Raw genomic sequence first — 22316 nt, 5'->3', positions numbered from 1 at the left:
CACGCATCAGAAGAACTTGTAGTTGAAGCTGAGCATGAAGTTCGCCGGCGGTGCGTTGTACAGGTTGCTGTAGTCGTCCAGCACGAAGTACTTGCGGTTCAGCAGATTGTCGCCGTTGACCTGCAGCGAGGCGTGATCGTTGAACGCGTAGCGCGCCATCGCACCGAGCAGCAGCACGGAGGACTGATTCACGTACTGCGTGCCGTTGGGACCATCCACCGGCGCCTTGCTCGCGTCCTGCCAGTTGATGCCGCCGCCGACGGTCAGCCCGCTCAGGCTGCCGCCCAGTTCGTAGGTGGTGAAGGCGCGGACCAGCACACGTGGCAGCGCGGTGTGGATGGCGCCTTCGCCCGGCGCCTTGATGTTGAAGTGCGACCAGCCGATGGTGCCGTTCCAGTGGTCGCTGAACTTGCCCGACGCTTCGAGTTCGTAGCCGCGCGACTGCGTGCCATTGAACGAGGTGTAGGCCTGCGTGATGCCGTCCGGCAGATAGCCGCCGGGAATGGCTTCGGCCACGTTGCTCATGCGCGTGTCGAACAAGGTCAGCGAGGTATTCAGCGCGCCGTCGAAATGGCGGCCTTTGATGCCGAGCTCGCGGCTGCTGCCGATCATCGGATCGAGATAGCTGCCATCCTGGTAGCGATTGGTCTGCGGATCGAAGATCTTGGTGTAGCTGGCGAACGCCGAATAGTTCGAGGTGATGTCGTAGATCAGGCCGGCATACGGCAGCGTCTTCGATTGCGACTCGTGGTAGACGCCCAGCACGGCATCGTCGGTGTCGTTCTTCCAACTGCTGTAACGCGCACCCACGATCAACTTCAGCGGATCGGCCAGCGACAGGCGTGCCGCCGCGTACGCACCTTGTTGGCGAATGCGCGTATCGGAAACGAATGCCGATTGCGACGCGAACGGGGGATACGGATAGTTGCCGGTCCACTGCAGGAAGTTGCCCGGGTCGGGCAGGTCGCCGCTGGGATAGTCGAAGTAATCATTGGAATAGCTCGAACCGTTGATGCCGACCACCAGCTCGTGCTCGCGGCCGAATGCCTGGAACGGTCCGGTGGCATACAGATCCACCATGTTCTGGCGACCGCGCTGGAAGCTCTTGTAAGCGTACGGCGTGACCCCTTCGCCGGTTTCCCGGTTGGGAAAACCGTAGACGTAGAACAGCGCCGAATCGGCATCGGTCTGCCGATGGCTGGCCTCGGCGTGCAGCTGCCAGCCGTTGTCGAAGTCGTGCTTGAGCTGCACGAAGGCCGTCTGCGTGGTGTTGTTCCAGTACGTCCAGTTGGCCGCACTGCTGAAGCTGCGCGGCCAGTGGATCAGCGTGCCGTCGTCGTAGAACGCGGGGAACGAACCCCAGGTGACGCCGGTGGGCTTGGTCTTCTGGTAGTCGTAGCCCACGCTGAGCACGGTGTGCTCGCCGAGGTCGGCGTCGACGACGCCATAGAGCACGTTCTTCCTGTTGTGATAGCGATCGAGATACGAGTCGCCATCCTCGTGCGTCGCCACCAGCCGGGCGCGCACGCTGCCCGAAGCGTTGAGCGGGGTGGAACCATCCGCCGTGATGCGCCTGGTATTCCACGAACCGTAGCTCAGCGTCACGTCGGCTTGCGGCGTGGGGCTGTCGGCGTGTTTGCGCACGAAGTTGATCATCGCCGACGGGCTGCCCGCGCCGCTCAGCAGGCCGGTAGCGCCGCGGATCACTTCGATGCGGTCGTAGACCGAGGTGTCCAGCGAGCCGTCGGCGGACTGCGCATTGAGACTCGACGCCACCGGCACGCCGTCGTACGCCATGTTCTCGATCAGGAAACCGCGCGACCAGAAGATCACGCGCTCGGTGTCGTATGCGGTGGACTGCACACCGGTGGTGTTGTCGAGCACGGCGCGCACCGAGGTGAGGTCTTGATCGGTCATGCGCTGCGAAGTGATCACGCTGATCGACTGCGGCGTGTCCTGCAGGGTGAGCGGCAGGCGCGTGGCCGCCGAACTCTGGTCCACCGTATACGCAGGCAGCTGTTGGCCCTTCACGTTGACCGCGTCGAGCGTGGTGGTCTTTTTCCTGGCCGTGCCGTCGTCGCCATCCGGCGTCGTTTGCGCCTGCGCCAGCAGTGGCATGGCGGCGAGAAGGGCGAGGAACAGCGGACGGACGCGCAGCCGCGGGCGGCAGCAATGATGCATGGCAAACCCCTACATAGTGAGACGTGGCGACGAGGCTTGACCTGGTGGCGTCGGCTGGCAGGGGTGATACAAGCGTCATTTTCGCAAATGATAACCAGTCGCATTAACGCGGTGCAAGGCAACAACGGCGGGTCGGCCCTTGCCGACGGGCGTCTGGGCGTCTACTCGCTGCCGGGGATTGGGCTGCACGGGCTGCTGCCGCATGATGGTCGACCGATTTAGGTGAGGAACCGTCGTGCCAACGTCATACAGGTCCCGAACAGGGATGCATTGGCTCGAAGAGGGCCCGGATGATGCGCCGGCCGTGGTGCTTATCCATGGCCTTGGCGGGGACGCGCAGTTCTGGGGAGTCGAGCAAGCTGCGCTCGCCAGGCACTTCCGGGTGCTCGCGGTCGATCTGCGCGGTTCCGGATTGTCGCCGGGTACGGTCGAAGCGTTCTCCATCGAGGATCTGGCACGCGACATCGAGTCGATGCTCGACGAGGCCGGGATTTCGTCCACCCATGTAATTGGATTCTCCATGGGCGGCGTCGTTGCCCAGGCGCTTGCGGTCGCGTCGCCGCAGCGGATCGACCGTCTTGTGCTGGCGGCGACCTTTGCGGTCGTCAATCCGCAGGCGCGGCTTTTTCTCCAGGCGATCGGTTCGGTGTATCGCGACGGGTTGTCCGCCAGGCAACTCTATGAGCTGGTATTGCCCTGGCTGTTCTCCGTGGCGTTCCTGGACGACTCGCGCTCGGCGCCGTATCTGGCGTATCCGGACGAACAGGGCGAGGAGCAGTCGCGCGACGATTGGCTGAGCCTGCTTGCCGCACTGCTTGCATTCGATGGGCGCGCGCGCCTCAGCGCCATTCGCGCACACACCCTGATCATCAGCGGCGACGAAGATTGTCTCGCGCCACTGGCCGGTGCAGAGGAACTGGCCCATGGCATCCACGGGTCCGTGCTGAAGATCGTCGCGGGCGGGCATCTCATGAACGTCGAATCGCCGGACGAGTTCATCGGGCAGATCGAACGATTTCTCTCGCTGCACCGGCAGCCTGCCCTCGCTTAGCCTGTCTCACGCCAGTGATTTTGTTGCGCGCGAAACCATGACTTTCGTGCCATCCGGCGAGTAAATCCCCTGTGCTAGCATCCCGCGAAATTTGCATCTCGCTGCTGTGCGAGATGAAAAGACGTGGTGCCATCGAGAGCCGACAGGGGGCGTTGGGGATGGCTGATGATGTTCGCCATTCCGCCGCACATATCGCGGCGGACGTGCAGGACGATCTGCCGCAGGAATTGACGCGGCCGGTGTGGCAGACAGCACCTGTCGCGAGAAATTGCGATGCTCGCGCGGAAGTGGCCGTGCAGCCGCGCGGCAGGGTCCGGTTGTTGAAGGACGTCACCGCAATCCGTCGTCCAAGCCCTTCCGCCGAGGCGCAGAGCGAGGCCGATCACTATGTGCTGCAACTGCTGACGGCAGGATCGCCGCAGGGCGACATTGCCAGTGGCGCGATGTGCGCGGATGTCGGGGATATCTGCATCGTCGATCCGATGCAGCTTTGTCCATCTCCGGTCGAAGCGGTATCGATCGCGATGTCGCGTCCCGTGCTGGAGAGCGCCGTCGGTGTGCGCCAGCTGCACGGCGTCGTGCTGAAGGCGAATGCGGCGATGACGCCGGTGATCGGCTCCTTGTTGATCGCGTTGTGTTCCCTGGTGGCGCCGTTGCCGGACATGCAGGCGATGGCGGCGCAGGAAGCGATCATCACCCTGCTCGCGGCGGCACTGAAAGACCACCGCACAAACGACGCTGCGCTCGATGCTTCCGTGCTGGGCGCGGGCCTGCGCCAGCGGATCGTCGAATTCATCACGCGCAACGTCCAACTGCTCGAGTTGTCGCCGGAATTTCTCTGCCACCATTTCAAGGTGTCGCGCGCGCATCTCTATCGCGCTTTTGCCAGCGATGGCGGTGTAGCGAAGGTGCTGCGCAACATCCGACTGGATGCAGCCTATCGGGAGCTGACCCAGCCGGCGCGCAGTTCGCGTTCGATCACCGAGATCGCCTACAGCCTTGGTTTTTCCAGCGGCAATCAATTGCTGCGGACGTTTCGCAGTCGCTTCGGCGTCACGCCCAGCGAGGCCAGGACGAGCGAGCAGGGCTGATCGCCCGAAGATGGTGAGGACCCGCGCTGGCCTCGATCGCTCCCGCGGCGAAGCCTTCACGTCTCCTGCGCAAATAGCCGCGGACTGCACCACGGCGTTTGAAATGAGACGCCATGCCGAACGAAAAGAGACGCCACGCCGATTTTGCGCGGCGGCGGTTGCATACGCTTGCGGCGAGCTTTCCATAAGGCGCGGCGGATTCGGTACAGGGCACCGATCCGCGTGTGTTGGCGGTTGGTCGGCCGGAGAACCCCCTCCGGCACAGGGGTTATAAAAAGTGGCGACGTCTCTCTCGCATTTAAATCGATTCACCATCGATGGTCGCCCGCATGCACGGGCGCGCCTGCGCACGCATCGCGATCGCCGCCGCCCGGCCACCGCTCGACTTCGCTCTGTCTATCGGCGCGTTACGCGTCTTCTCACAGGCCTGGATTCGGCCTGAGTTTCTGGCGACCACGCGTCGCCGCACACATCTGCATCCGTTTGCACATCGACAGGGGAAAGTGATGAACCGGGTATTCCGCATCGTCTGGTCTACGGCCTTGAACGCGTGGGTAGTGGCTTCCGAACTCACCGGCAAGCACGGCAAGGGACGCGGATGTGCCGCGTCGGCGACGATCGACGAACGGTCATCACCTGTGCGCGCGTCGCAAAGCGGGTGGACGCTACGCCTCGGCGTGCTGATGGGCCTGGCGTCGTTGTATGCGGCACCCACGATGGCAGCCGACAAGTACTGGGACGTCAATGGCGGTTCGGCCGGCAGCGGTGGCGTGGGTGTCTGGGATACCACGCTGGCCAACTGGAATTCCGCCGCCGATGGCGTGGCCGGTCCCTTCACTGTGTGGAACAACGGGAACCTCGACAACGCCATCTTCGCTGGCACCCCGGGCATCGTGACGCTGGGCACGGGTGTCACGGCGAACTCGGTCACCTTCAACGTGGCCGGGTACACGCTGCAGAACGGCACGCTGACCCTGGCCGGCACCACGCCCAGCGTCTCCGGTGCAGGCACGATCCTCTCGGTGATCGCCGGCAACGCAGGGCTCGCCAAGAATGGAGCTGGCCTATTGACGCTCGGTGGTGCCAACACGTTCACCGGCGGGATCGCCGTCAACGCGGGCACGTTGGCAGTGACCAGCGATGCCAACCTGGGTAATGCGAGCAACGGCATCACCCTGGCAAACGGTACCGGACTCACCGCCACCGTTCCGACGGGCGGCACGGCACTGGCCGCCACCCGTGTGGTGACGGTCAACGGCACCGTCAACATCGGGGGTAATGGTGTTGGTGCGGCACGCTTCACGGGCGCCGGCAATCTGAATCTCGGCAGTGGCGTCACTTTGACCAACGCCGCCAACGATTACACCGGCGTCACGGGCTTCAACACTGGCGGCAACTACGGCTTCACCTCCATCGGCAACCTGGGTGAAGCCAGCTCGCTAGGTGCGCCTACCACCGTGGCGAACGGTACGGTGACCGTGGCATCCGGCGGCGGCTTGGCCGGCAGCCTTTATTATTCAGGCGACGGCGACGTCTCCAATCGAAACTGGTCGTTCATTGGCGGCAGCACGTCGCTCAGGAATACCGGCACCGGCACCCTGGATCTGAGCGGTACGATGGCCATGGCCGGCGGCACGACGGCGAGCCCCCAGGCTTTCGATGTCGAGACGGGAGACATGATCCTGCGCGGCGTCATCAGCGATGCGGTGGGACGTTCGGTTTTCTACACCGGCGTGGCGGGACGCAACATCACGCTGACTGGCGTGAATACCTACATCGGCCCCAGCCTCATCACCAACATCAACGTATACGCGTCGTCACTGACGGATTCCGGCACCGCCAGCTCTCTCGGCACCGGTGGGCACGGCAACATCACGCTGACCAACGGCAAGCTCTATTACACCGGTGGTACGACGTCGACGAACCGCTTCTATGCATTCGATGGCGCCAGCACCTTCGCCAACAACGGCACGGGCGGACTTTCGCTCACGGGCGGGGCCACCTTCGTGGCGGGTGGCACCGACTCGATCACGCTGGGCGGCACGTATGCGGGTACCAACACGTACGCCAGCGCCATCAGCGGCACCGGCAGCGTAGTTGTCAACAACAGCGGCAATTGGGTGTTGAGCGGCGCCAATACGTATGTGGGCACGACCACGGTGACCGCAGGCACGCTGACCGCCGGCAGCACGAGTGCCTTCGGCGCCTCGACGGGCGTGATCGTCAATGGCGGCACGCTGGATCTCAACAGCCTCGCCATCACCGTGCCGTCGCTGGCCGGCACGGGCGGCACGGTGAACCTGGGCAGCGGCTCACTCACGCTCAACGCCGCCTCGGGCAGCACCTCGTACGCGGGCAGCATCGGTGGTACCGGTGGCCTGACCAAGCTCGGTGCGGGCACGCAGACGCTCACCGGAGCCAATACCTACACCGGTGCCACCACCATCGGCGGCGGCACCTTGGCGCTGGACTACTCGGTCGCGGGTGCGCCGGCAAGCAACATCATCAACAGCAGTTCGACGCTCAACCTCGATGGCGGCACGCTGTCCCTCAAGGGCAAGGCCGGCGCCAACACGCAGGCGTTCAACGGACTCGATATCACCGGCGGCAACAACCGCATCAGCGCCACAGCCGGCACGGGCGGTACGTTGGCGCTCTCGCTGGGTGCGATCAATCGCAGCAGCGGCCTGATCGATTTCGCTTTCAACACCGGTGCCACCATCACCACCACCAACGCGGATGGCGCACTTGGTGGCTGGGCCACGGTCAATCAGTCGGACTATGCGCAGGTGGCCGGTGGCGTCATCACTGCCTTCACCAATTACGCGGACAAGGACGATGCGAGCACCTGGGTGAGCGGCGACATCGTCAGCGACGAAGGCGGCAATGCCAACACGCCGTACTTCGGTACGGTCAACGGCAATGTCGCGTTGGGCGGCATGAAGGTTGCGGCGGCGGCGACTTCCATCGTGACCGTCGGTACCGGCAATACGCTGAGCGTCGACGGCAGCATCATCGTGTCGCCGACCGCGGGCGCGGCCACAGAGACGATCCAGGGTGGCTCGTTGACTGGAGGCGCGGCGGGCAGTCCGCTGGGCGTGCTGCAGAACAGCGCGGGCAACTTCAATATCAGCTCGACCATCGTCGACAACGGCGGCGCCACCAGCTTTGCCGTGAACGGCCTGGGTACGGGCGCGGTGACGCTTTTTGGCGCCAACACCTATACCGGCTCGACCACGGTGAGCGGTGCCACGCTGGGCTTCAACAGCGTCGCCAATGGTGGCGCAGCGAGCGCCATCGGCGCCTCGTCCAACGATCCGGCCAACCTGGTGCTGGAGAACGGCACGCTGCACTACACCGGCGCGACCGCCAGCACCGATCGCGGCTTTACCTTGGTCAACAATGGCCCGTCGCGAACGATACAGGTCGACGGCACCACCGACCTCACCTTCAGCGGCCTGGTCACCAGCCCTGACGACGCCGGATTCACCAAGACCGGCGCGGGCACTTTGACGCTGTCCAATGGCGCCAACGATTTCGTTGGCCCGGTCACGGTCAGCAACGGTCTGCTGTCGACCGGCACGCTGGCCAACGGCGGCCTGGCAAGCGGTATCGGTGCGGGCAGCAATGCATCGAGCAGCCTGGTACTGCAGACCGGCGGTGGCCTGGAGTACACCGGCGCCACCACCTCGACCGATCGCGGCTTTACGCTTGCCGCCGGTCAAGGTCATGTGAGCGTCGACGCGGCGGCCACCACCTTGACCGATAGCGGCACCATTGTCGGCGCGGGCAATCTCTACAAGGATGGCGATGGCACCTTGGTGCTATCCGGCGCCAATACCTATACGGGTGGCACGACGGTCACGGACGGCATCCTCCGTGCCGGTTCCAGTACAGCCTTCGGCGCCAACGGCCCGATGACGGTCAATGCCGGAGCCACGCTGGATGCATCCACCTTCCCGGTCACCATTGGCGCGTTGAACGGCGCGGGCAATGTCACGCTGGGTGCGGGCAGCGGTCTGACCATCAATGGCAGCGGCACATGGTCGGGTGCCATCAGCGGCGTGGGCGGTGTAACGATCGGCAGCGGGCGCACCCAGATCATGACCGGTTGCGGCAACAGCTATACCGGCGCCACCACGATTTCGGCCAGCACGCTCAGCACCGATTGTCTGGCCAACGGCGGCCAGCCCAGTGGCATCGGCGCTTCCAGCAACGCAGCCTCCAACTTCATGCTGGGCGGCACGTTCATCTATACCGGCACCAGCGTCTCCATCGATCGTGGCATCCAGCTGATCGCCAATTCCGCCATCAACGTCAGCAATGCGGGGACCACGCTGGGTTTCAGCGGCCCGATCGTGAACAACGGTCAGATCCAGAAGCAGGGTGCGGGTACGCTGGTGCTGAGCGGCACCAACAACAATATCGTCGGCACCTACGTTCGCGGCGGTATCTTGCGCGCCGGCACTACCAACGCGTTCGGCAGCGGCTACCTGGTGACGGACAACCTTGCCGGCCTGTCGGTCGACCTCAACGGCTTCAATACCCAGGCGAGCTATCTGGCGGGCGGCGGCACCGCGGGCGGCAACATCAATCTAGGCAGCGCGACGCTGACGGTCACCAGCGGAAGCGGTTTGGCTTCCACCGCTACCTATGCCGGTGCCATCACGGGCACGGGCAGCTTCGTCAAGAACGGTGCGAACATCCAATATCTCAGCGGTGGCGCCAGCACCTATACCGGCACCACCACCCTCGGCAGCATCTCTCCCACCACGGGCGCCACGATCTCCCCTGGCGGCACCCTCCAGGTAAACGTGCTTGCCGACGGCGGCATGGCCAGCTCCATCGGCGCATCGAGCAATGCAGCCAGCAACCTCGTGCTCAACAACGGCACGCTGCAGTATCTGGGCGCGGGCAACAGCACCGACCGCCTGTTCACGCTGGGACCGTCCAGTGCGCTGGATGCGTCCGGCACCGGTGCGGTGCAGTTCACCAATACCGGCGCGGTCGCGTTCAGCGGCCCCGTCAATTCGGCACAGGTCGTTGCGATTACCGGCACCAGCACCGACAACAACAGCCTGGCGCTGCGGATCACCGACAACGGCACCGGGAGTACCTCGGTCAGCAAGACCGGCACCGGCACCTGGATTCTGCGCAATGCGTCTAGCACGTACAGCGGTGTCACCACCATCTCGGGCGGCGTGCTTGGCGTCGACCATCTCACCAACGGCGGCCAGGCCAGCAGTATCGGCGCGTCGTCGAATGCGGCGTCCAACCTGGTGATCGGCAACGGTGCGACCTTGCGCTACACCGGCACGGGCGACACCACCGACCGCCTGTTCACTCTGTCGGCGGGCACCAGCGTGATCGAGTCGTCCGGCACGGGCGCCATCGTGTTCAGCAACACCGGGCAAGCGGCGTATGCGGGCAACGGCACGCGCACGCTGGGCCTGGGTGGCACCAACACCGGCAACAACACCATGGGCGGCACCATTGTCGACGGCCCGGGTGGTGTCACCACCGTGGGCAAGAACGACGCTGGCACCTGGCTGCTGACCGGCAATAACACCTATACCGGCAACACCGTGATCAATACCGGTCTGCTGCAGATCGGCAACGGCGGCACCACGGGTTCCATCGCCAGCCCCACCGTCATCGTCGACACCGCTGGCACCCTGGGCTTCGATCGCTCCGACACGATGACGCTGGCCGGCACCATCTCCGGCGCGGGTAACGTGGTGCAGTCGGGCACCGGTACCACGGTGCTGACGGCCACCAATATCTACACCGGCGGCACGGCGATCACCGCGGGTACGCTGCAGCTGGGCAATGGCGGTGCGAACGGTACCATCGTCGGCAACGTGGCCGACAACGGCACGCTGGCCTTCAACCGTTCGGACGTCTATACGTTTGGCGGTTTGGCTTCAGGTACGGGTGGCGTGACCCAGCTCGGCAGCGGCACGACCGTGCTCAATGCGTCGAACAGCTACACGGGCGCGACGAACGTGCAAGCGGGTACGCTGCTGATCGACGGTGATCAGTCCACCGCCACTGGCGCCACCACGGTACAGAGCGGCGCCACGCTCGGTGGCGCCGGCACCATCGGCGGCAGCGTGACCGTGTTGAATGGCGGTGCGCTCAACCCGGGCGACACCAGTGCAACGGGCACGCTCACCATCAATGGCGGCCTCACGCTGGGTGCCACCTCGACCCTGAACTATCAGTTCGGTCAACCCAACGTGGTCGGCGGCGCGCTCAACGACCTCACCGTGGTGCACGGCAACCTTGCACTGAACGGCACGCTCAACGTGTCCGCCACGCCGGGCGGCAGCTTCGGCCCGGGCCTGTATCGCATCATCAGCTACGACGGCACGCTCAGCGGCAACGGCTTGACGTTGGGCACGACGCCGGCCGGCACGTACCAGGTGCAGACATCGGTCGCCAATCAGGTGAACCTGCTCAACAGTAGCGGGCTGACGCTGAATTTCTGGGATGGCCCCAACGGCCACGCGAACAACACCATCGACGGCGGCACCGGTGTCTGGCAGGGCACCGGCGGCAACAACAACTGGGCCGATCAGACGGGTCAGTTCAATGCGCCCTATACCGATGGCGAGTTCAGCATCTTCATGGGCACGCCGGGCACGGTCACGGTGGACAACACCGTGGGCACCGTGCACAGCTCCGGCATGCAGTTCGCGGTGAATGGCTATACCGTCACGGGCAGCCCGATCACCCTCGTCACCGGACAGGATGTGATCCGTGTGGGCGATGGCACCGCTTCAGGTGCCAACATGACGGCGACCATCGGCGCCTCGATGATCGGCACCAACGTCCAATTGGTGAAGGAAGATCTCGGCACGCTGGTGCTTACCAACAGCAACGCCTTCACCGGCAATTTCGCGATCAATGCCGGTGTGGTGCAGGTCACCAACAATTCCTTCCTTGGCGGTGCCGCGGCCACGCTCAGCTTCGACGGCGGCACGCTGCGCAATACGGCCGCGTTCACGCTCGCTCGCACCACCACGATCAACCAGGGCGGTGCAACGTTCGATACGGAAGCCGACTTGTCTGCTCCGCGCACGATCTCCGGCGCCGGTGCGCTTATCAAGACCGGTGCTGGCGCGCTGACCCTGGCAGGCACCAACACGTATGCCGGCGGCACCACCATCGATGCCGGCAGCATCGTCGTTTCCAGTGATGCGAATCTTGGCAACGCGAGCGGCGCGCTCACCTTCAATAGCGGTGTGCTGGAGAACACGGCGGCCTTCACCTCCAGCCGCGCCGTGACGTTGAACAGTCCGGGCGGCAGCTTGCTGACCGACGCCGATCTCACGCTCACCGGCGCCATCGGCGGCGCCGGCGCGCTGACCAAGAGCGGCAACGGCGCACTCGTGCTCACCGCGGACAACAACTACACCGGCGGCACGGTCCTCCAGGCAGGCACGCTGCAGCTGGGCGACGGCGGCACCAGCGGTTCCATCCAGGGCAACGTGGCCAACAGCGGCACGCTGGTGTTCGATCGTTCCGACAGCGTGGCTTTCACGGGTGCCATTTCCGGCACCGGTGCGCTGGAACAGCAGGGCACGGGCACCACCGTGCTCAGCGCCGCCAACAGCTACACCGGTCCGACGGCAGTGCGCGCGGGCAGCCTGATCATCAATGGCGATCAGTCGGCCGCCACGGGCACCACCTCGGTCGACAGCGGCGGCACCTTGGGCGGCAAGGGCATCATCGGCGGCGATGTGACGGTGGCCGATGGCGGCACGCTGAGTCCCGGCGACGTCGGCAGCGCGCCGGGTACGCTGACCGTCAAGGGCAGCGTGGCCTTGAGCGACACCTCCAACCTCAACGTCAACATGGGCCAGGCGAACGTGGTCGGCGGTCCGCTCAACGACCTGGTGCAGGTCAACGGCGACCTCACGCTGGACGGCACGCTCAATGTCTCGGTGTCCTCGGGCGGCACCTTCGATCCGGGCATCTACCGGATCATCGGCTACACCGGCGCGCTGACCGACAACGGCCTCACTATCGGCTCGGTGCCGTCGCCCGATTACTTCCTGCAGACCTCGATCGCGCAGCAGGTGAACCTGGTCAACACCAACGGTTTGGCGGTGAATTTCTGGGACGGCAACGGCGCGCGCGGCGACGGCCAGGTGCAGGGCGGCGATGGCCTGTGGCAGAACGCGTCCGGCAACGACAACTGGACGGTGATCGACGGCAGCCTCAATGCGCCCTACCAGGACAGCAGCTTCGCCATCTTTGCCGGCGCCGCCGGCACGGTGACGGTGGATGCCAGCCTGGGCGCCATCAACAGCAACGGCATGCAGTTCGCCACCGACGGCTACCGCGTCGAAGGCGATGCGATTGCGCTGGTCGGTTCCGCTCCAGTGATTCGCGTGGGCGACGGCACCACGGCCGGTGCGGACATGACCGCGACGATCGCCTCGGTACTGACCGGCAGCAACGGCATGACCAAGTCCGATCTCGGTACGCTGGTGCTGGCGGGCAACAACACCTATACCGGCGGCACCACGATTACCGGCGGCACGCTGCAGTTGGGCGAAGGCGGCACCAGCGGTTCGATTCTGGGCGACGTGGCCGACAACGGCACGCTGGCGTTCGATCGTTCGGACGTCCAAACGTTCGGCGGTGCCATCTCCGGCACCGGTGGCGTGACGCAGATGGGAACGGGCACCACCACGCTCACCAGCGCCAACACGTACACCGGCGCTACCACGGTGTCGGGCGGCACGCTGTTGATCGAGGGCGACCAGACCGCCGCCACCGGTGCGACCACCGTGATGAGCGGTGGCACGCTGGGTGGCACGGGCACGATCGGCGGCGATGTGACGGTGGCCAATGGCGGCACGCTCAGCCCCGGCATGTCTCCCGGCACGCTCACCGTCAACGGCAACCTCACCTTGAACGCGGGTGCTTTGGTCGACTATCAGCTGGGCCAGGCCGGTACGGTGGGCGGTAGCCTCAACGACCTCACCGTGGTGCACGGCAACCTCACGCTGGACGGCACGCTCAACGTGACGACCACGCCGGGCGGCACGTTCGGCGCGGGTGTGTATCGCCTGTTCAACTACGACGGCACGCTGACCGACAACGGCCTGGCGATCGGCAGCTCGCCGAGCACGAACGTGTTCGTGCAGACCTCGCTCGCCAACCAGGTGAATCTGGTCAACACCGATGGCCTGACGCTCAGTTTCTGGGACGGTCCGGGACACGCGAACGACGGGGCAATCACCGGCGGCACCGGCACCTGGCGTCTCAGCGACAACGACTACTGGACCGACGCTTCCGGCTCGCTCAATGCGCCGTTCACCAACGGCAGTTTTGCGGTCTTCGGCGGCACCGGCGGTACGGTGACGGTGGACAACACGAACGGGCAGGTGAGTGCCTCGGGCCTGCAGTTCCAGGCCGACGGTTATCGCGTGACCGGCGACGCCATCGCACTGACGGGCGGCGCGTCCACCATCCGCGTGGGCGATGGCACCGCGGCCGGCGCGAGCATGACGGCCACCATCGATGCTGCCCTCACCGGCACCAGCATGCTGGTGAAGGACGACCTGGGCACGCTGGTGCTCAGCGGTGCCAACACCTATAGCGGCGGCACCGACGTGCACGCAGGCGCGCTGCAGGTGGCCAACGACGGCAACCTCGGTCTTGCGGCGGGCAGTCTGTCCATCGACGATGCCACGCTGCACACCACCGGCAGTTTCGTCAGCACGCGCACGGTCGGTCTGGGTGGCGCCGCCACCATCGACACGGACGACGGCACCACGCTGCAGCTGAGCAACGGCATCGGTGGCACCGGCAGTCTCAGCAAGACCGGCACTGGCACGCTGACGCTGGGTGGTACGTCCACGTATGGCGGCGACACCACCGTCGCCGCCGGTACATTGAGCGCTGCGGTGGCCAATGCGTTCAATGCATCCTCCGCGACGACGGTGCAGAGCGGTGCCACGCTGAATCTGGGCGGCTTCGCACAGCGCACCGGCGCACTCACCAACGCCGGCACGGTGAACTTCGGCCAGACACCGGGCACCAGCCTGACCGTGCAAGGCGATTACGTCGGCCAGGGCGGCACGCTCAACTTCAACACCGCATTGGGCGGCGACGGCTCGGCCACCGACATGCTGGTGGTCACCGGCAGCACCTCAGGCAACACCACGATACAGGTGACCAACGTGGGTGGCGCCGGTGCAGCGACCGCGCAGGGCATCAAGCTCATCGACGTGCAGGGCGCCTCCAACGGCACCTTCGCCTTGAAGGGCAACTACGTGTTCCAGGGCCAGCAGGCGGTGGTCGCCGGTGCGTATGCCTATCGCCTCTACCAGAACGGCGTCGATGGTACGGACGGCGACTGGTACCTGCGCTCGGCGTTGACCAATCCGCCGTCCGATCCGGGCAATCCCGGCAACCCGGGCAATCCGGGTGGTCCGGGCTCGGGCACGGGTGGCGCGACGCCGCTGTATCAGCCGGGCGTGCCGCTGTACGAAGCCTATGCCGGCATCCTGCAGCAGGCGAATACGCTCGACACGCTGTTCCAGCGCACTGGCGATCGCCAGTGGGCCGATGCGCAGGCGACCGATGGCATGAAGCCGGGCGAGGGCGTGTGGGTGCGTGTGCAGGGCGGCGATCAGGACATCAAACCCGAATCGAGCACCAGCGGCACGCGCTACGACATGTCCAACTGGAAGTCGGAAGTGGGTATCGACACCACGCTATCGGACAACGGGGGCGGCAAGCTGGTCGGCAGCGCCTCGCTGCATTCGGATCACTACAACTCCGACGTGAGTTCGGCCTATGGCGACGGCCGCATCAACACGCGTGCCTACGGCGTGGGCGCGGCGTTGACCTGGTACGCCGACAACGGCCTGTACGTGGACGGCCAGGCGCGCTGGACGCATCTGGATTCGGATCTGCACTCCAANCCGGCGTGGAAGTCGGCCAACGCTTCCGCCTGAGCGATGCATGGTCGATGGTGCCGCAAGCCCAGTTGAGCTGGGGCAAGGCATCGTTCGACGGCTTCAACGATGCATTCGGCGCACGCGTCTCGCAGCAGGACGGCAACGCCGCCTCGGCACGCGCCGGCACCACCTTCGACTACCTGAGCACGCATCAGGGTGCCTCCGGTGCGGTGGTGACGCACGTCTACGCCATCGCCAACGTCTACGACTACTTCACGGACGCGGCGCAGGTGAACGTCTCGGGCACCGATTTCACTACGCGCAACGAACGCTGGTGGGGTGGCCTCGGTGTCGGTGGCGCGATCGATTGGGCGGGTGGCCGCTACTCGATCTACGGGGAAGTGCAGGCGCAGACGGGCTTGTCGCACTTCGGCGATTCGCATGCGGTGAATGGCAGCGTGGGTTTCCGCATGCGCTGGTAACACGGTACGGCAAACGAGCCCGCTCGATCGAGCGGGCTCGTTCATTCACCCGCTTGCGCATGCCTGCGCGTGTACTTGTCCATCCAGGCGAAGGCCTGCTCGTACCAGGCGATGCTGTTGCCGGGTTTCAGTATCCAGTGTCCCTCGTCGGGAAAGTCCAGCAGGCGCGAGGGAACATGGCGTAATTGCAGCGCGGTGAAGGCCGCAATGGCCTGGGTCGGCGGGCTGCGGAAATCCTTTTCGCCGGTGACCACGAGCATCGGTGTCTTCCACTGGCCGACGCTGTTGACGGGATTCCACTTCTCGAATTCCCCGGGCGCCTGGAAGTACGGCTGATCGCCAAAATCCCATTCGTCGGCGCGTAGTTCATCGGTCTCGAAAGTCATCGCTCGCGTGTCGAACACGCCATCGTCTTCGATCAGGCACTTGAACCGATCGGGCCAGTGGCCTTCGATCCAGTTCATCATGTAGCCGCCATACGAGCCGCCCGTTGCGCACACGTCGTTGCCATCGAGGAAAGGAAAGCGCGCGATGGCTGCCGCGAGTCCGAGTTGGAGATCGGTGAGCGGCTTGCCACCCCAGTCGCGATGGATCGAGTCGGTGAACGCCTGACCGTAGCCGGTACTGCCGTGGAAATCGATCGACACCACGGCAAAGCCATGCCACGCCCAGGCTGCTGCGTTTTGTTGATACGACCAGCCGTCGCGTTGGCTGTTCTGCGGGCCGCCGTGCACGATCAGGATCACGGGCGCCTTGGCTTGCGCTGCAAGATCCGCCGGGCGCAGCGCAAAGCCCGAGACCGTATCGCCCCCGGCGCCTGCAAAAGAAAAGCGCGTCGTGGTGGGCCAGTCGACGCCCGCGAGCGTCGCTGCATTGACGGCAGTCAAGCGCGTCACGAGGCCATTTACATCGAGTTTCCAGAGATCGGGCGGCGCGACCAGAGTGTCCAGCGAATAGACGACGCCACCCTGAGGCAGCGGCAGCACCGTGCCGACATGGCCTTGCGTGGTCATCCGATGCACCGTGCCATCTGCGATGTCGATGCGGAACAGCGGATGATCGAGTCGTTCGTCGGCCGTGACATAGAGCGCCGTCGAATCGGCGGTCCAGTGCAGCTGGTCGATGGAGCGATCCCAATCCGCGGTCAATGCGCGCGCCCTGCCGCTGGCCAGATCGCGCAGCATCAGCTGCTTGCGATCGGAGTCGTAGCCTGCGCGCGTGGTCGCGGCCCACGCGAGCCAGCGTCCATTGGGCGATACGGCAGGGAGTGTGTCGATGGCGTTGTTTGCCGGCGTCAGATTGACAGGTGCCGTCGACCCATCGGCAGGCACGGCGAAGAGGTCGAAGTTGATCGACAGCGGCTCGATCCGTCCCGCCTCGCGCAGCGTGAAGTAAACGGTGCGGCCGTCCGCACTCCATGCGATCTCCTCGCCGCCACCGAAGGGCTTCGACGGGGTATCGCCCACCAGTGGTCCTTCGATCGCTCGTCCTGCGCCAGGCGCGCGACCGTGGGCGAGTGGCAGCACGAACAGCTGCGATCGCCGTCCATCGGCCCAGCGATCCCAGTGATGCACGAATAGCTGGTCGTAGATGCGCGGTCCGACTTGCTTGTCGTCGTGGCGAGTGCCGGTGTCGTCGAGCGAGCGTGCGCCAACCGGTTTATCGGCCCACACCAGTAGGGCGTTGCCCTGGGGCGAAAGTTTGAAGCCCGCGAGGTCGTGGTCATCGGTCACTTGCGCCGGTGCATCGCCATCCATCGTTGCGCGCCAAACCGTGGCAGGAGCGTCCTTGCGCGAAGACAGGAAATACAACGCACCATCGCTGCCGAACTGCGGAGCGCTATCGTCGGCGCCGGCACGTATGGCGAATCGTTCGGGAACAGCGCCGCGATCTTGCAGATCGAGCCGCCACAGACCTTCATGGCCAGTGTTGCCGGCGAGATCGATCTCGCGTTGATCCCATACCAGCCAATGACCATCCGCAGACACCGTAGGCGTGCCGATGCGCGCCAGCGACACCAGGTCCTTCGGCGTGAACGGTCGGGCGAACACGGGCATGACGAAGCAGGCGGCAAGCAGCATCGCGAGTCTTGCCGTCCGCGCGCTGCTGCAGGTTCTTTCGAACGCGCGATACGGCCTTGGCGGGCCCGGATGTAACCGCAGCAGCGTGAGCCGCGAAAAGGAGAATGCGCGAGACATCGGAGATCCTGCAGGGCGAGCCGTCACGCTAGCAGTGTTCTGATAAGCTCGATATTTAGCCTGGCTATATTTGCGACTAAGGCGAAACTTAATGTTGACCTCCGTCGACATCGAATTTTTCGCGGTCATCGCCGAATCGTCGTCGCTGGCCGCCGCCGCGCGCCGGCTCGATGTGACGCCGCCGGCGGTATCGCAGCGATTGCGTCAGCTGGAATCGCGCATGGGTGTGCGGCTGGTCGATCGCTCCAGCAAGCAACTCAATCTCACGCCTGAAGGCGAGCTGCTGGCGGCGCGAGGAGCCGGCGTACTGAGCGACATCGAAGTGATCTCGGCCGCGCTCTCGAAAAGTCGAAACAGCGTGAGCGGCCCTTTGCGCGTGGCTGCGCCCTTCGGCTTCGGCCGCGCCCATGTCGCGCCGGCGATGGCGGCGATGAAGCAACGTTTTCCCGACGTGGAACTCGTACTCAACCTGTTCGACAACCCCTTGGGCAGCGTGCGCAGCGACAGCTGGGATGTGCTTGTGCACCTCGGCGCACCGCCGGACTCGACCTTCCGGCTGCGGCGTCTCGCACCGAACCGTCGCGTGCTCTGCGCGGCACCCGATTATCTGGAGCGTCACGGCGAGCCTTTGCATCCCGACGACCTGCGTCGTCACGTCTGCGGTGTCATCCGCGAAGACGAGAAAGACGTCAGCCTCTGGCGCTTCACTCTCGCGCAGAGCGAATCGCCGACCGTTCGCATTCGGCCGGCCTTCGCCAGCAACGACGGCGACGTGGTCACCGCGTGGGTGCTGGCGGGCCTGGGCATCGTCGAGCGCTCGGAGTGGGCCGTCGCCGACGATCTGCGCGCCGGGCGCCTCATCGAAGTTCTGCCGGACTGGCGACTCGCCGATGCGGATGTCGTGGCGTTGCTCGGGCCGCGCGAAGGACGCGCGGTTCGCGTGGATCATTTCGTCGATACGCTGAGAGAAGCACTCACCCCGACGCCGTGGCGAAGCTAGCCTGGCGCTCGTCTTGCCGTCACACATCGCTTGTAAGTTACGACATAAACCAGGACAAAAGACATGCTCGCAAAAACTCGAATCGGCTGGTTGGCGGCCGCGCTATGTTCCATCGTGGGTATCCATGCATCGCACGCACAAGAGGCTGTGCCAAGCGCGCTGCAGCCTCCCGCCGGCTACACCGTTGCGTTCACTGCCAAGGCCAGCGGCGTGCAGATCTACAAGAGCACGGCGGAAAACGGGGCGGTGCCGAAGTGGACCTTCGAGGCGCCCCTGGCGGAATTGAGCGCTCCCGCGCAAGCGATCCATCACTATGCCGGCCCATCATGGGAAGCGGCCGACGGCAGCAAGATCGTGCGCGACACGAATACGCCGGTCGCCACGGTTCCTGCAAAACAGGCCGCTACCGATATTCCATGGTTGCTGATCAAAGTGACGGCCGACTCGATGCCGGGCCTCTTGAGCAAGATAGGGTACGTCCAGCGCGTCTCGACCAGCGGCGGAGCCGCACCGGCCACGCCACCGGTACGCGAGGGAACAACGGTGGGCGTTCCCTATACCGCGACCTATGTGTTCTACGCGAAATCGCACTGACGTTCGGACGGCTCAATACTTTGCAATCAGCCTCGGGCCGCGGGCGAGCGTGTGTTGAAAGCCGTCCACGGCTCGGGCATGCTCGCCGGTCAGGGGGATGTCATGCAGTTCTTTCAATTGAGCCATTTCGCCGGTCACCTCAACGAAACGTTCAAGGTCGACATCGATCAGATCAGCACGTCGTTTGTGCTGGTGGAAGCGCGGCCGCTTCCTTATCGTCCGACGGCAGGGATGGTACGCGAACCGTTTTCCCTGCTGTTTCGCAACGAAGCGGCGGTGGTATTCCCGCAGCGCATTTACAGCATACGGCACGACAGTCTCGGCGAGTTCGGCATCTTTCTGGTGCCGATTGCCCGCGATCGCGACGGCTTTATCTATCAGGCCTTGTTCAACTGAGCGAGGCGTTCGGCGGCGTCCAGGCCATGCTCACATGCATGCCGTGGATTTCACGGGCTTGGAAACCAAGGCGCCGATAAAGCTGGTGCGCCGCGGTATTGTGCTGCAGCACTTGCAACGCGAGTGACGCCACGCCGGCTTGCGGCAGCAACGATTGCAACCAGCGCAGCAGCGTCGAACCGATGCCTTGTCCCTGTGCGTCCGGCAGCAACAGGATATCGACGATGTGCAATTCGGTAGGCGTCCATTGCAGGTACAAGCGTCCCACCGCTCGATCATCGCGCATCACCACGGTGAATGCGCCGGGCATCGTGTAGCTCAGATAGTGACGGTGCTGCAGATCGAACTGGCTGTCGCAGAACGCGCGCTTGGCCTGCTCCGGCCATGGCATGCATGCCAGTTCGGCGGCACGCGAGGAGGCGTACAGCTCACGCAGAAAGGGTAGGTCGTCAGCGCGCGCCAGCCTGAGCTGGAGCCCGGACGCGATGCGTCCGGGCAGGTCCAGCCAAGGCGGAAGCGCTGGCTCGGGAAAGCCCTGCGCCTCCATGCTTACGGCCGCTGCGGAAACTGTCCCGACAAGGCGATGCAGAAATTCATCGCCAGGAAGGGCTGCCGGTTTTCATGCGGCAGCGAGCCACCGGCGGGTTGCACCATCTGCATGGCAAATGAACCCGTTGGCGAGGTGCCGCCTATGTACGGGGTGATTTCAGCCGGCAACGTCAGCGCACTGCCGGTCGCCGGCGCGCTTTGGCGCTTGGACGTGTCGGTCTGGTTGTAGGCGTTGAATGGGTGCGTATGGGTCGGTATTTCCAGGGGATTCAGGGTGACGGTCTCGGAACCGAAGGTCTCACCGATGACTCGTTCCGTTAAGCCCGGACCGCTACCCACGCCACAGGCTGCCGAGCCTTGGAAGTTCGGCAAACCGAAGGTGGTTTTGCCATCGCCGCCGAAATTGGTGCCAAGCAGGGAAAACAGCGCGGTGTTTTGCGAGATGGGAAGGAGCTGGCCGTTGCACGGCGCCCAATTGGCCGGATTGAAGCCGAAGGCAAAGAGCTGGATTTCGCCGAGAAAGTTATTGCTCATGATGCGTTGTCCTGAAAGTGATGGCGACGCGCCGTTACGACTGACTGGGGAAGACGCCTGCCAGCGCAATGCAAAAGCGAACGGCGAGCGTCGGCATCGTGTTGTCGTGCGCCTGGTTGCCACCCGCCGTACTGAGCATGCTTGTGGCCGCAGGGTGTGCGGTCAGGCCGGTAATGTCGCTGGTGTACATCGTGTCGCCGCTGATGGTGCCCAGCTCAGCCGTGCCCGATGGAGCGCCCGTGCTGGCGGGGGCGCTGGTGGCCTGTACCGTATGCGTGTGCGCGGGCAGGTTCCCCGAGATCAGGGTGACCGCTTCCGTGCCGGCTATTTGGCCTAGTACGTAAGAACTAAGCCCTCGACCCGTGCCGCGATGAATGGGCAAGCGGCCGCGCAGGTCGGGTACGGCGAACGTGCTGACTCCATCACCGCCGTAGGTGGTGCCGAGCAAGACGTACAGCGCTTCGTTTTCCGCGATGGACAGCAAGCTGCCATCGCAGTCCTGCCAGCCCACCGGTGCAAAGTTGAACGGCAGCAGGCGAATTTCGCCAAGGTAAGGTTGCATGTGTCGATCTCCGACTCAGGGGCGCGGCGGGTAGATGCCGCTCAGCGCGATGCAGAAATTCAGTACCGAAAACGGCTGAAGATTGGAATGCGGTACGCCTTGCCCGGTGGCACCGGCGGTGTTGGCGTTGAGCGTCACCTGCGAACCGGTGGCTGCCGCGTAAATCGAGGTGGCACCGGTATTGCCGTAGAGTGCATTGGCCGGGTTGCGCACGGCACCATTCTGCGTGCTGTAGCCGGCGGTGTGCACGTGCGACGGAATCTGGTTGGTCTGCAGGGTCACCGCTTCCTGGCCGCCGAGCTGGCCCAGGGTGTAGTTGTTGCCTATGCCATAAGGCGTACGTCCGCGCAGATCGGGTAGTTGAAATGTGGTCTGGCCGTCGCCGCCATAGACGGTGCCAAGCAACGAAAAAAGCGCTTGGTTTTGATTGATGGCCATGAGGGCGCCGTCGCACTGCGCAAAGGTTCTTGGCGCAAACGCAAACGGAGCGAGCATGACTTGCCCCACGAAAACATCGGTCATTGGAAATCCCCCTGGTGAGTGTGCGAGCGCATCCTGTGGCTGCACCAATCTACTGTCTCTTAGTCAGAGAACCTTGACAAGTAACCCGTGACGAAGCTCACAATATTCAAGTCGATAACGTAAGCATTTATAGGTCGACGCTGATTGCAAAAAATCGCAGCGCTGTTTAAGCGAAGGCGATGCTTCACTGCTTCACAGGGGCGGCTTGGGAATAAAGCCGTAGCAGTTCGAATG

13 protein-coding genes are annotated in these 22316 nt (G+C 64.5%); 7 read left to right on the top strand and 6 right to left on the bottom strand.

Annotated elements, in window-relative coordinates; translation table 11 throughout:
- Window positions 1–6: 6 nt before the first annotated feature.
- Window positions 7–2181 carry a TonB-dependent siderophore receptor gene (locus tag ISP20_RS16520; protein WP_204637201.1) on the bottom strand — a complete coding sequence of 725 codons (2175 nt, stop codon included), beginning with the start codon at window positions 2179–2181 and terminating at the stop codon, window positions 7–9.
- Between the two features lie 265 nt (window positions 2182–2446).
- Here ISP20_RS16520 and ISP20_RS16515 point away from each other — a divergent pair, with 265 nt between their 5' ends.
- From ISP20_RS16515 to ISP20_RS16500, 4 genes are all read left to right on the top strand, one after another.
- Window positions 2447–3232 (top strand): alpha/beta fold hydrolase, encoded by a 786-nt coding sequence (locus ISP20_RS16515; protein ID WP_204637200.1) that lies wholly within the window; start codon window positions 2447–2449, stop codon window positions 3230–3232.
- A 158-nt stretch (window positions 3233–3390) separates the two neighbouring features.
- Window positions 3391–4323, top strand: a complete 933-nt coding sequence (locus ISP20_RS16510) for a helix-turn-helix domain-containing protein (protein WP_204637199.1) — start codon at window positions 3391–3393, stop codon at window positions 4321–4323.
- 317 nt (window positions 4324–4640) lie between these two features.
- The gene (locus tag ISP20_RS16505; protein ID WP_425490842.1) at window positions 4641–15302 is read left to right on the top strand and encodes an autotransporter-associated beta strand repeat-containing protein; all 10662 of its coding nucleotides are present in this window, start codon (window positions 4641–4643) and stop codon (window positions 15300–15302) included.
- Window positions 15275–15727: an autotransporter outer membrane beta-barrel domain-containing protein gene (locus ISP20_RS16500; protein ID WP_204637197.1), complete on the top strand. Its 453-nt coding sequence runs from the start codon at window positions 15275–15277 to the stop codon at window positions 15725–15727. Before ISP20_RS16505 ends, ISP20_RS16500 begins: the two co-directional genes overlap by 28 nt.
- Window positions 15728–15768: 41 nt before the next feature.
- Here the strand turns inward: ISP20_RS16500 and ISP20_RS16495 are convergent, their stop codons facing one another.
- Window positions 15769–17808 (bottom strand): S9 family peptidase, encoded by a 2040-nt coding sequence (locus ISP20_RS16495; RefSeq protein WP_204637196.1) that lies wholly within the window; start codon window positions 17806–17808, stop codon window positions 15769–15771.
- A 208-nt stretch (window positions 17809–18016) separates the two neighbouring features.
- On the opposite strand from ISP20_RS16495, the gene ISP20_RS16490 reads away from it, so the two are divergent.
- The 3 genes from ISP20_RS16490 to ISP20_RS16480 all read left to right on the top strand — a co-directional run bounded on the left by ISP20_RS16490 (window position 18017) and on the right by ISP20_RS16480 (window position 19915).
- On the top strand, window positions 18017–18925 hold the full coding sequence (locus ISP20_RS16490; protein ID WP_204637195.1) for a LysR family transcriptional regulator: 909 nt from the start codon (window positions 18017–18019) through the stop codon (window positions 18923–18925).
- 63 nt (window positions 18926–18988) lie between these two features.
- Window positions 18989–19519 (top strand): DUF3455 domain-containing protein, encoded by a 531-nt coding sequence (locus ISP20_RS16485; RefSeq protein ID WP_204637194.1) that lies wholly within the window; start codon window positions 18989–18991, stop codon window positions 19517–19519.
- Between the two features lie 102 nt (window positions 19520–19621).
- On the top strand, window positions 19622–19915 hold the full coding sequence (locus tag ISP20_RS16480) for a DUF6916 family protein (RefSeq protein WP_204637389.1): 294 nt from the start codon (window positions 19622–19624) through the stop codon (window positions 19913–19915).
- Here ISP20_RS16480 and ISP20_RS16475 read toward each other — a convergent pair.
- From ISP20_RS16475 to ISP20_RS16460, 4 genes are read right to left on the bottom strand one after another with little or no spacing between them, the layout of a single operon-like run.
- Complete coding sequence (locus ISP20_RS16475; RefSeq protein WP_204637193.1) at window positions 19908–20462, bottom strand: GNAT family N-acetyltransferase; 555 nt, start codon at window positions 20460–20462, stop codon at window positions 19908–19910. The genes ISP20_RS16480 and ISP20_RS16475 overlap by 8 nt on opposite strands.
- Window positions 20463–20464: 2 nt before the next feature.
- Window positions 20465–20998, bottom strand: coding sequence for a phage tail protein (locus tag ISP20_RS16470; RefSeq protein WP_204637192.1), 534 nt, complete (start codon window positions 20996–20998; stop codon window positions 20465–20467).
- Between the two features lie 34 nt (window positions 20999–21032).
- A complete protein-coding gene (locus ISP20_RS16465) occupies window positions 21033–21560 on the bottom strand; it encodes a phage tail protein (RefSeq protein ID WP_204637191.1) in 528 nt (175 codons plus the stop codon).
- Window positions 21561–21575: 15 nt separating this feature from the next.
- On the bottom strand, window positions 21576–22082 hold the full coding sequence (locus tag ISP20_RS16460; RefSeq protein WP_204637190.1) for a phage tail protein: 507 nt from the start codon (window positions 22080–22082) through the stop codon (window positions 21576–21578).
- Between the last annotated feature and the right edge of the window lie 234 nt (window positions 22083–22316).

The sequence above is a fragment of the Dyella kyungheensis genome, assembly GCF_016905005.1.
Taxonomy (GTDB): Bacteria; Pseudomonadota; Gammaproteobacteria; order Xanthomonadales; family Rhodanobacteraceae; genus Dyella; species Dyella kyungheensis.
Note: the sequence above shows the minus strand (reverse complement) of the source record. Positions and strands in the feature narration are given on the sequence as shown.

Bases quoted from the DNA above. Each gene is read 5' to 3' on its own strand.
- ISP20_RS16520 (WP_204637201.1), bottom strand. From the start codon at position 2,181: ATGCATCATTGCTGCCGCCCGCGGCTGCGCGTCCGTCCGCTGTTCCTC.
- ISP20_RS16515 (WP_204637200.1), top strand. From the start codon at position 2,447: ATGCATTGGCTCGAAGAGGGCCCGGATGATGCGCCGGCCGTGGTGCTT.
- ISP20_RS16510 (WP_204637199.1), top strand. From the start codon at position 3,391: ATGGCTGATGATGTTCGCCATTCCGCCGCACATATCGCGGCGGACGTG.
- ISP20_RS16495 (WP_204637196.1), bottom strand. From the start codon at position 17,808: ATGCTGCTTGCCGCCTGCTTCGTCATGCCCGTGTTCGCCCGACCGTTC.
- ISP20_RS16490 (WP_204637195.1), top strand. From the start codon at position 18,017: ATGTTGACCTCCGTCGACATCGAATTTTTCGCGGTCATCGCCGAATCG.
- ISP20_RS16485 (WP_204637194.1), top strand. From the start codon at position 18,989: ATGCTCGCAAAAACTCGAATCGGCTGGTTGGCGGCCGCGCTATGTTCC.
- ISP20_RS16480 (WP_204637389.1), top strand. From the start codon at position 19,622: ATGCAGTTCTTTCAATTGAGCCATTTCGCCGGTCACCTCAACGAAACG.
- ISP20_RS16475 (WP_204637193.1), bottom strand. From the start codon at position 20,462: ATGGAGGCGCAGGGCTTTCCCGAGCCAGCGCTTCCGCCTTGGCTGGAC.
- ISP20_RS16470 (WP_204637192.1), bottom strand. From the start codon at position 20,998: ATGAGCAATAACTTTCTCGGCGAAATCCAGCTCTTTGCCTTCGGCTTC.
- ISP20_RS16465 (WP_204637191.1), bottom strand. From the start codon at position 21,560: ATGCAACCTTACCTTGGCGAAATTCGCCTGCTGCCGTTCAACTTTGCA.
- ISP20_RS16460 (WP_204637190.1), bottom strand. From the start codon at position 22,082: ATGACCGATGTTTTCGTGGGGCAAGTCATGCTCGCTCCGTTTGCGTTT.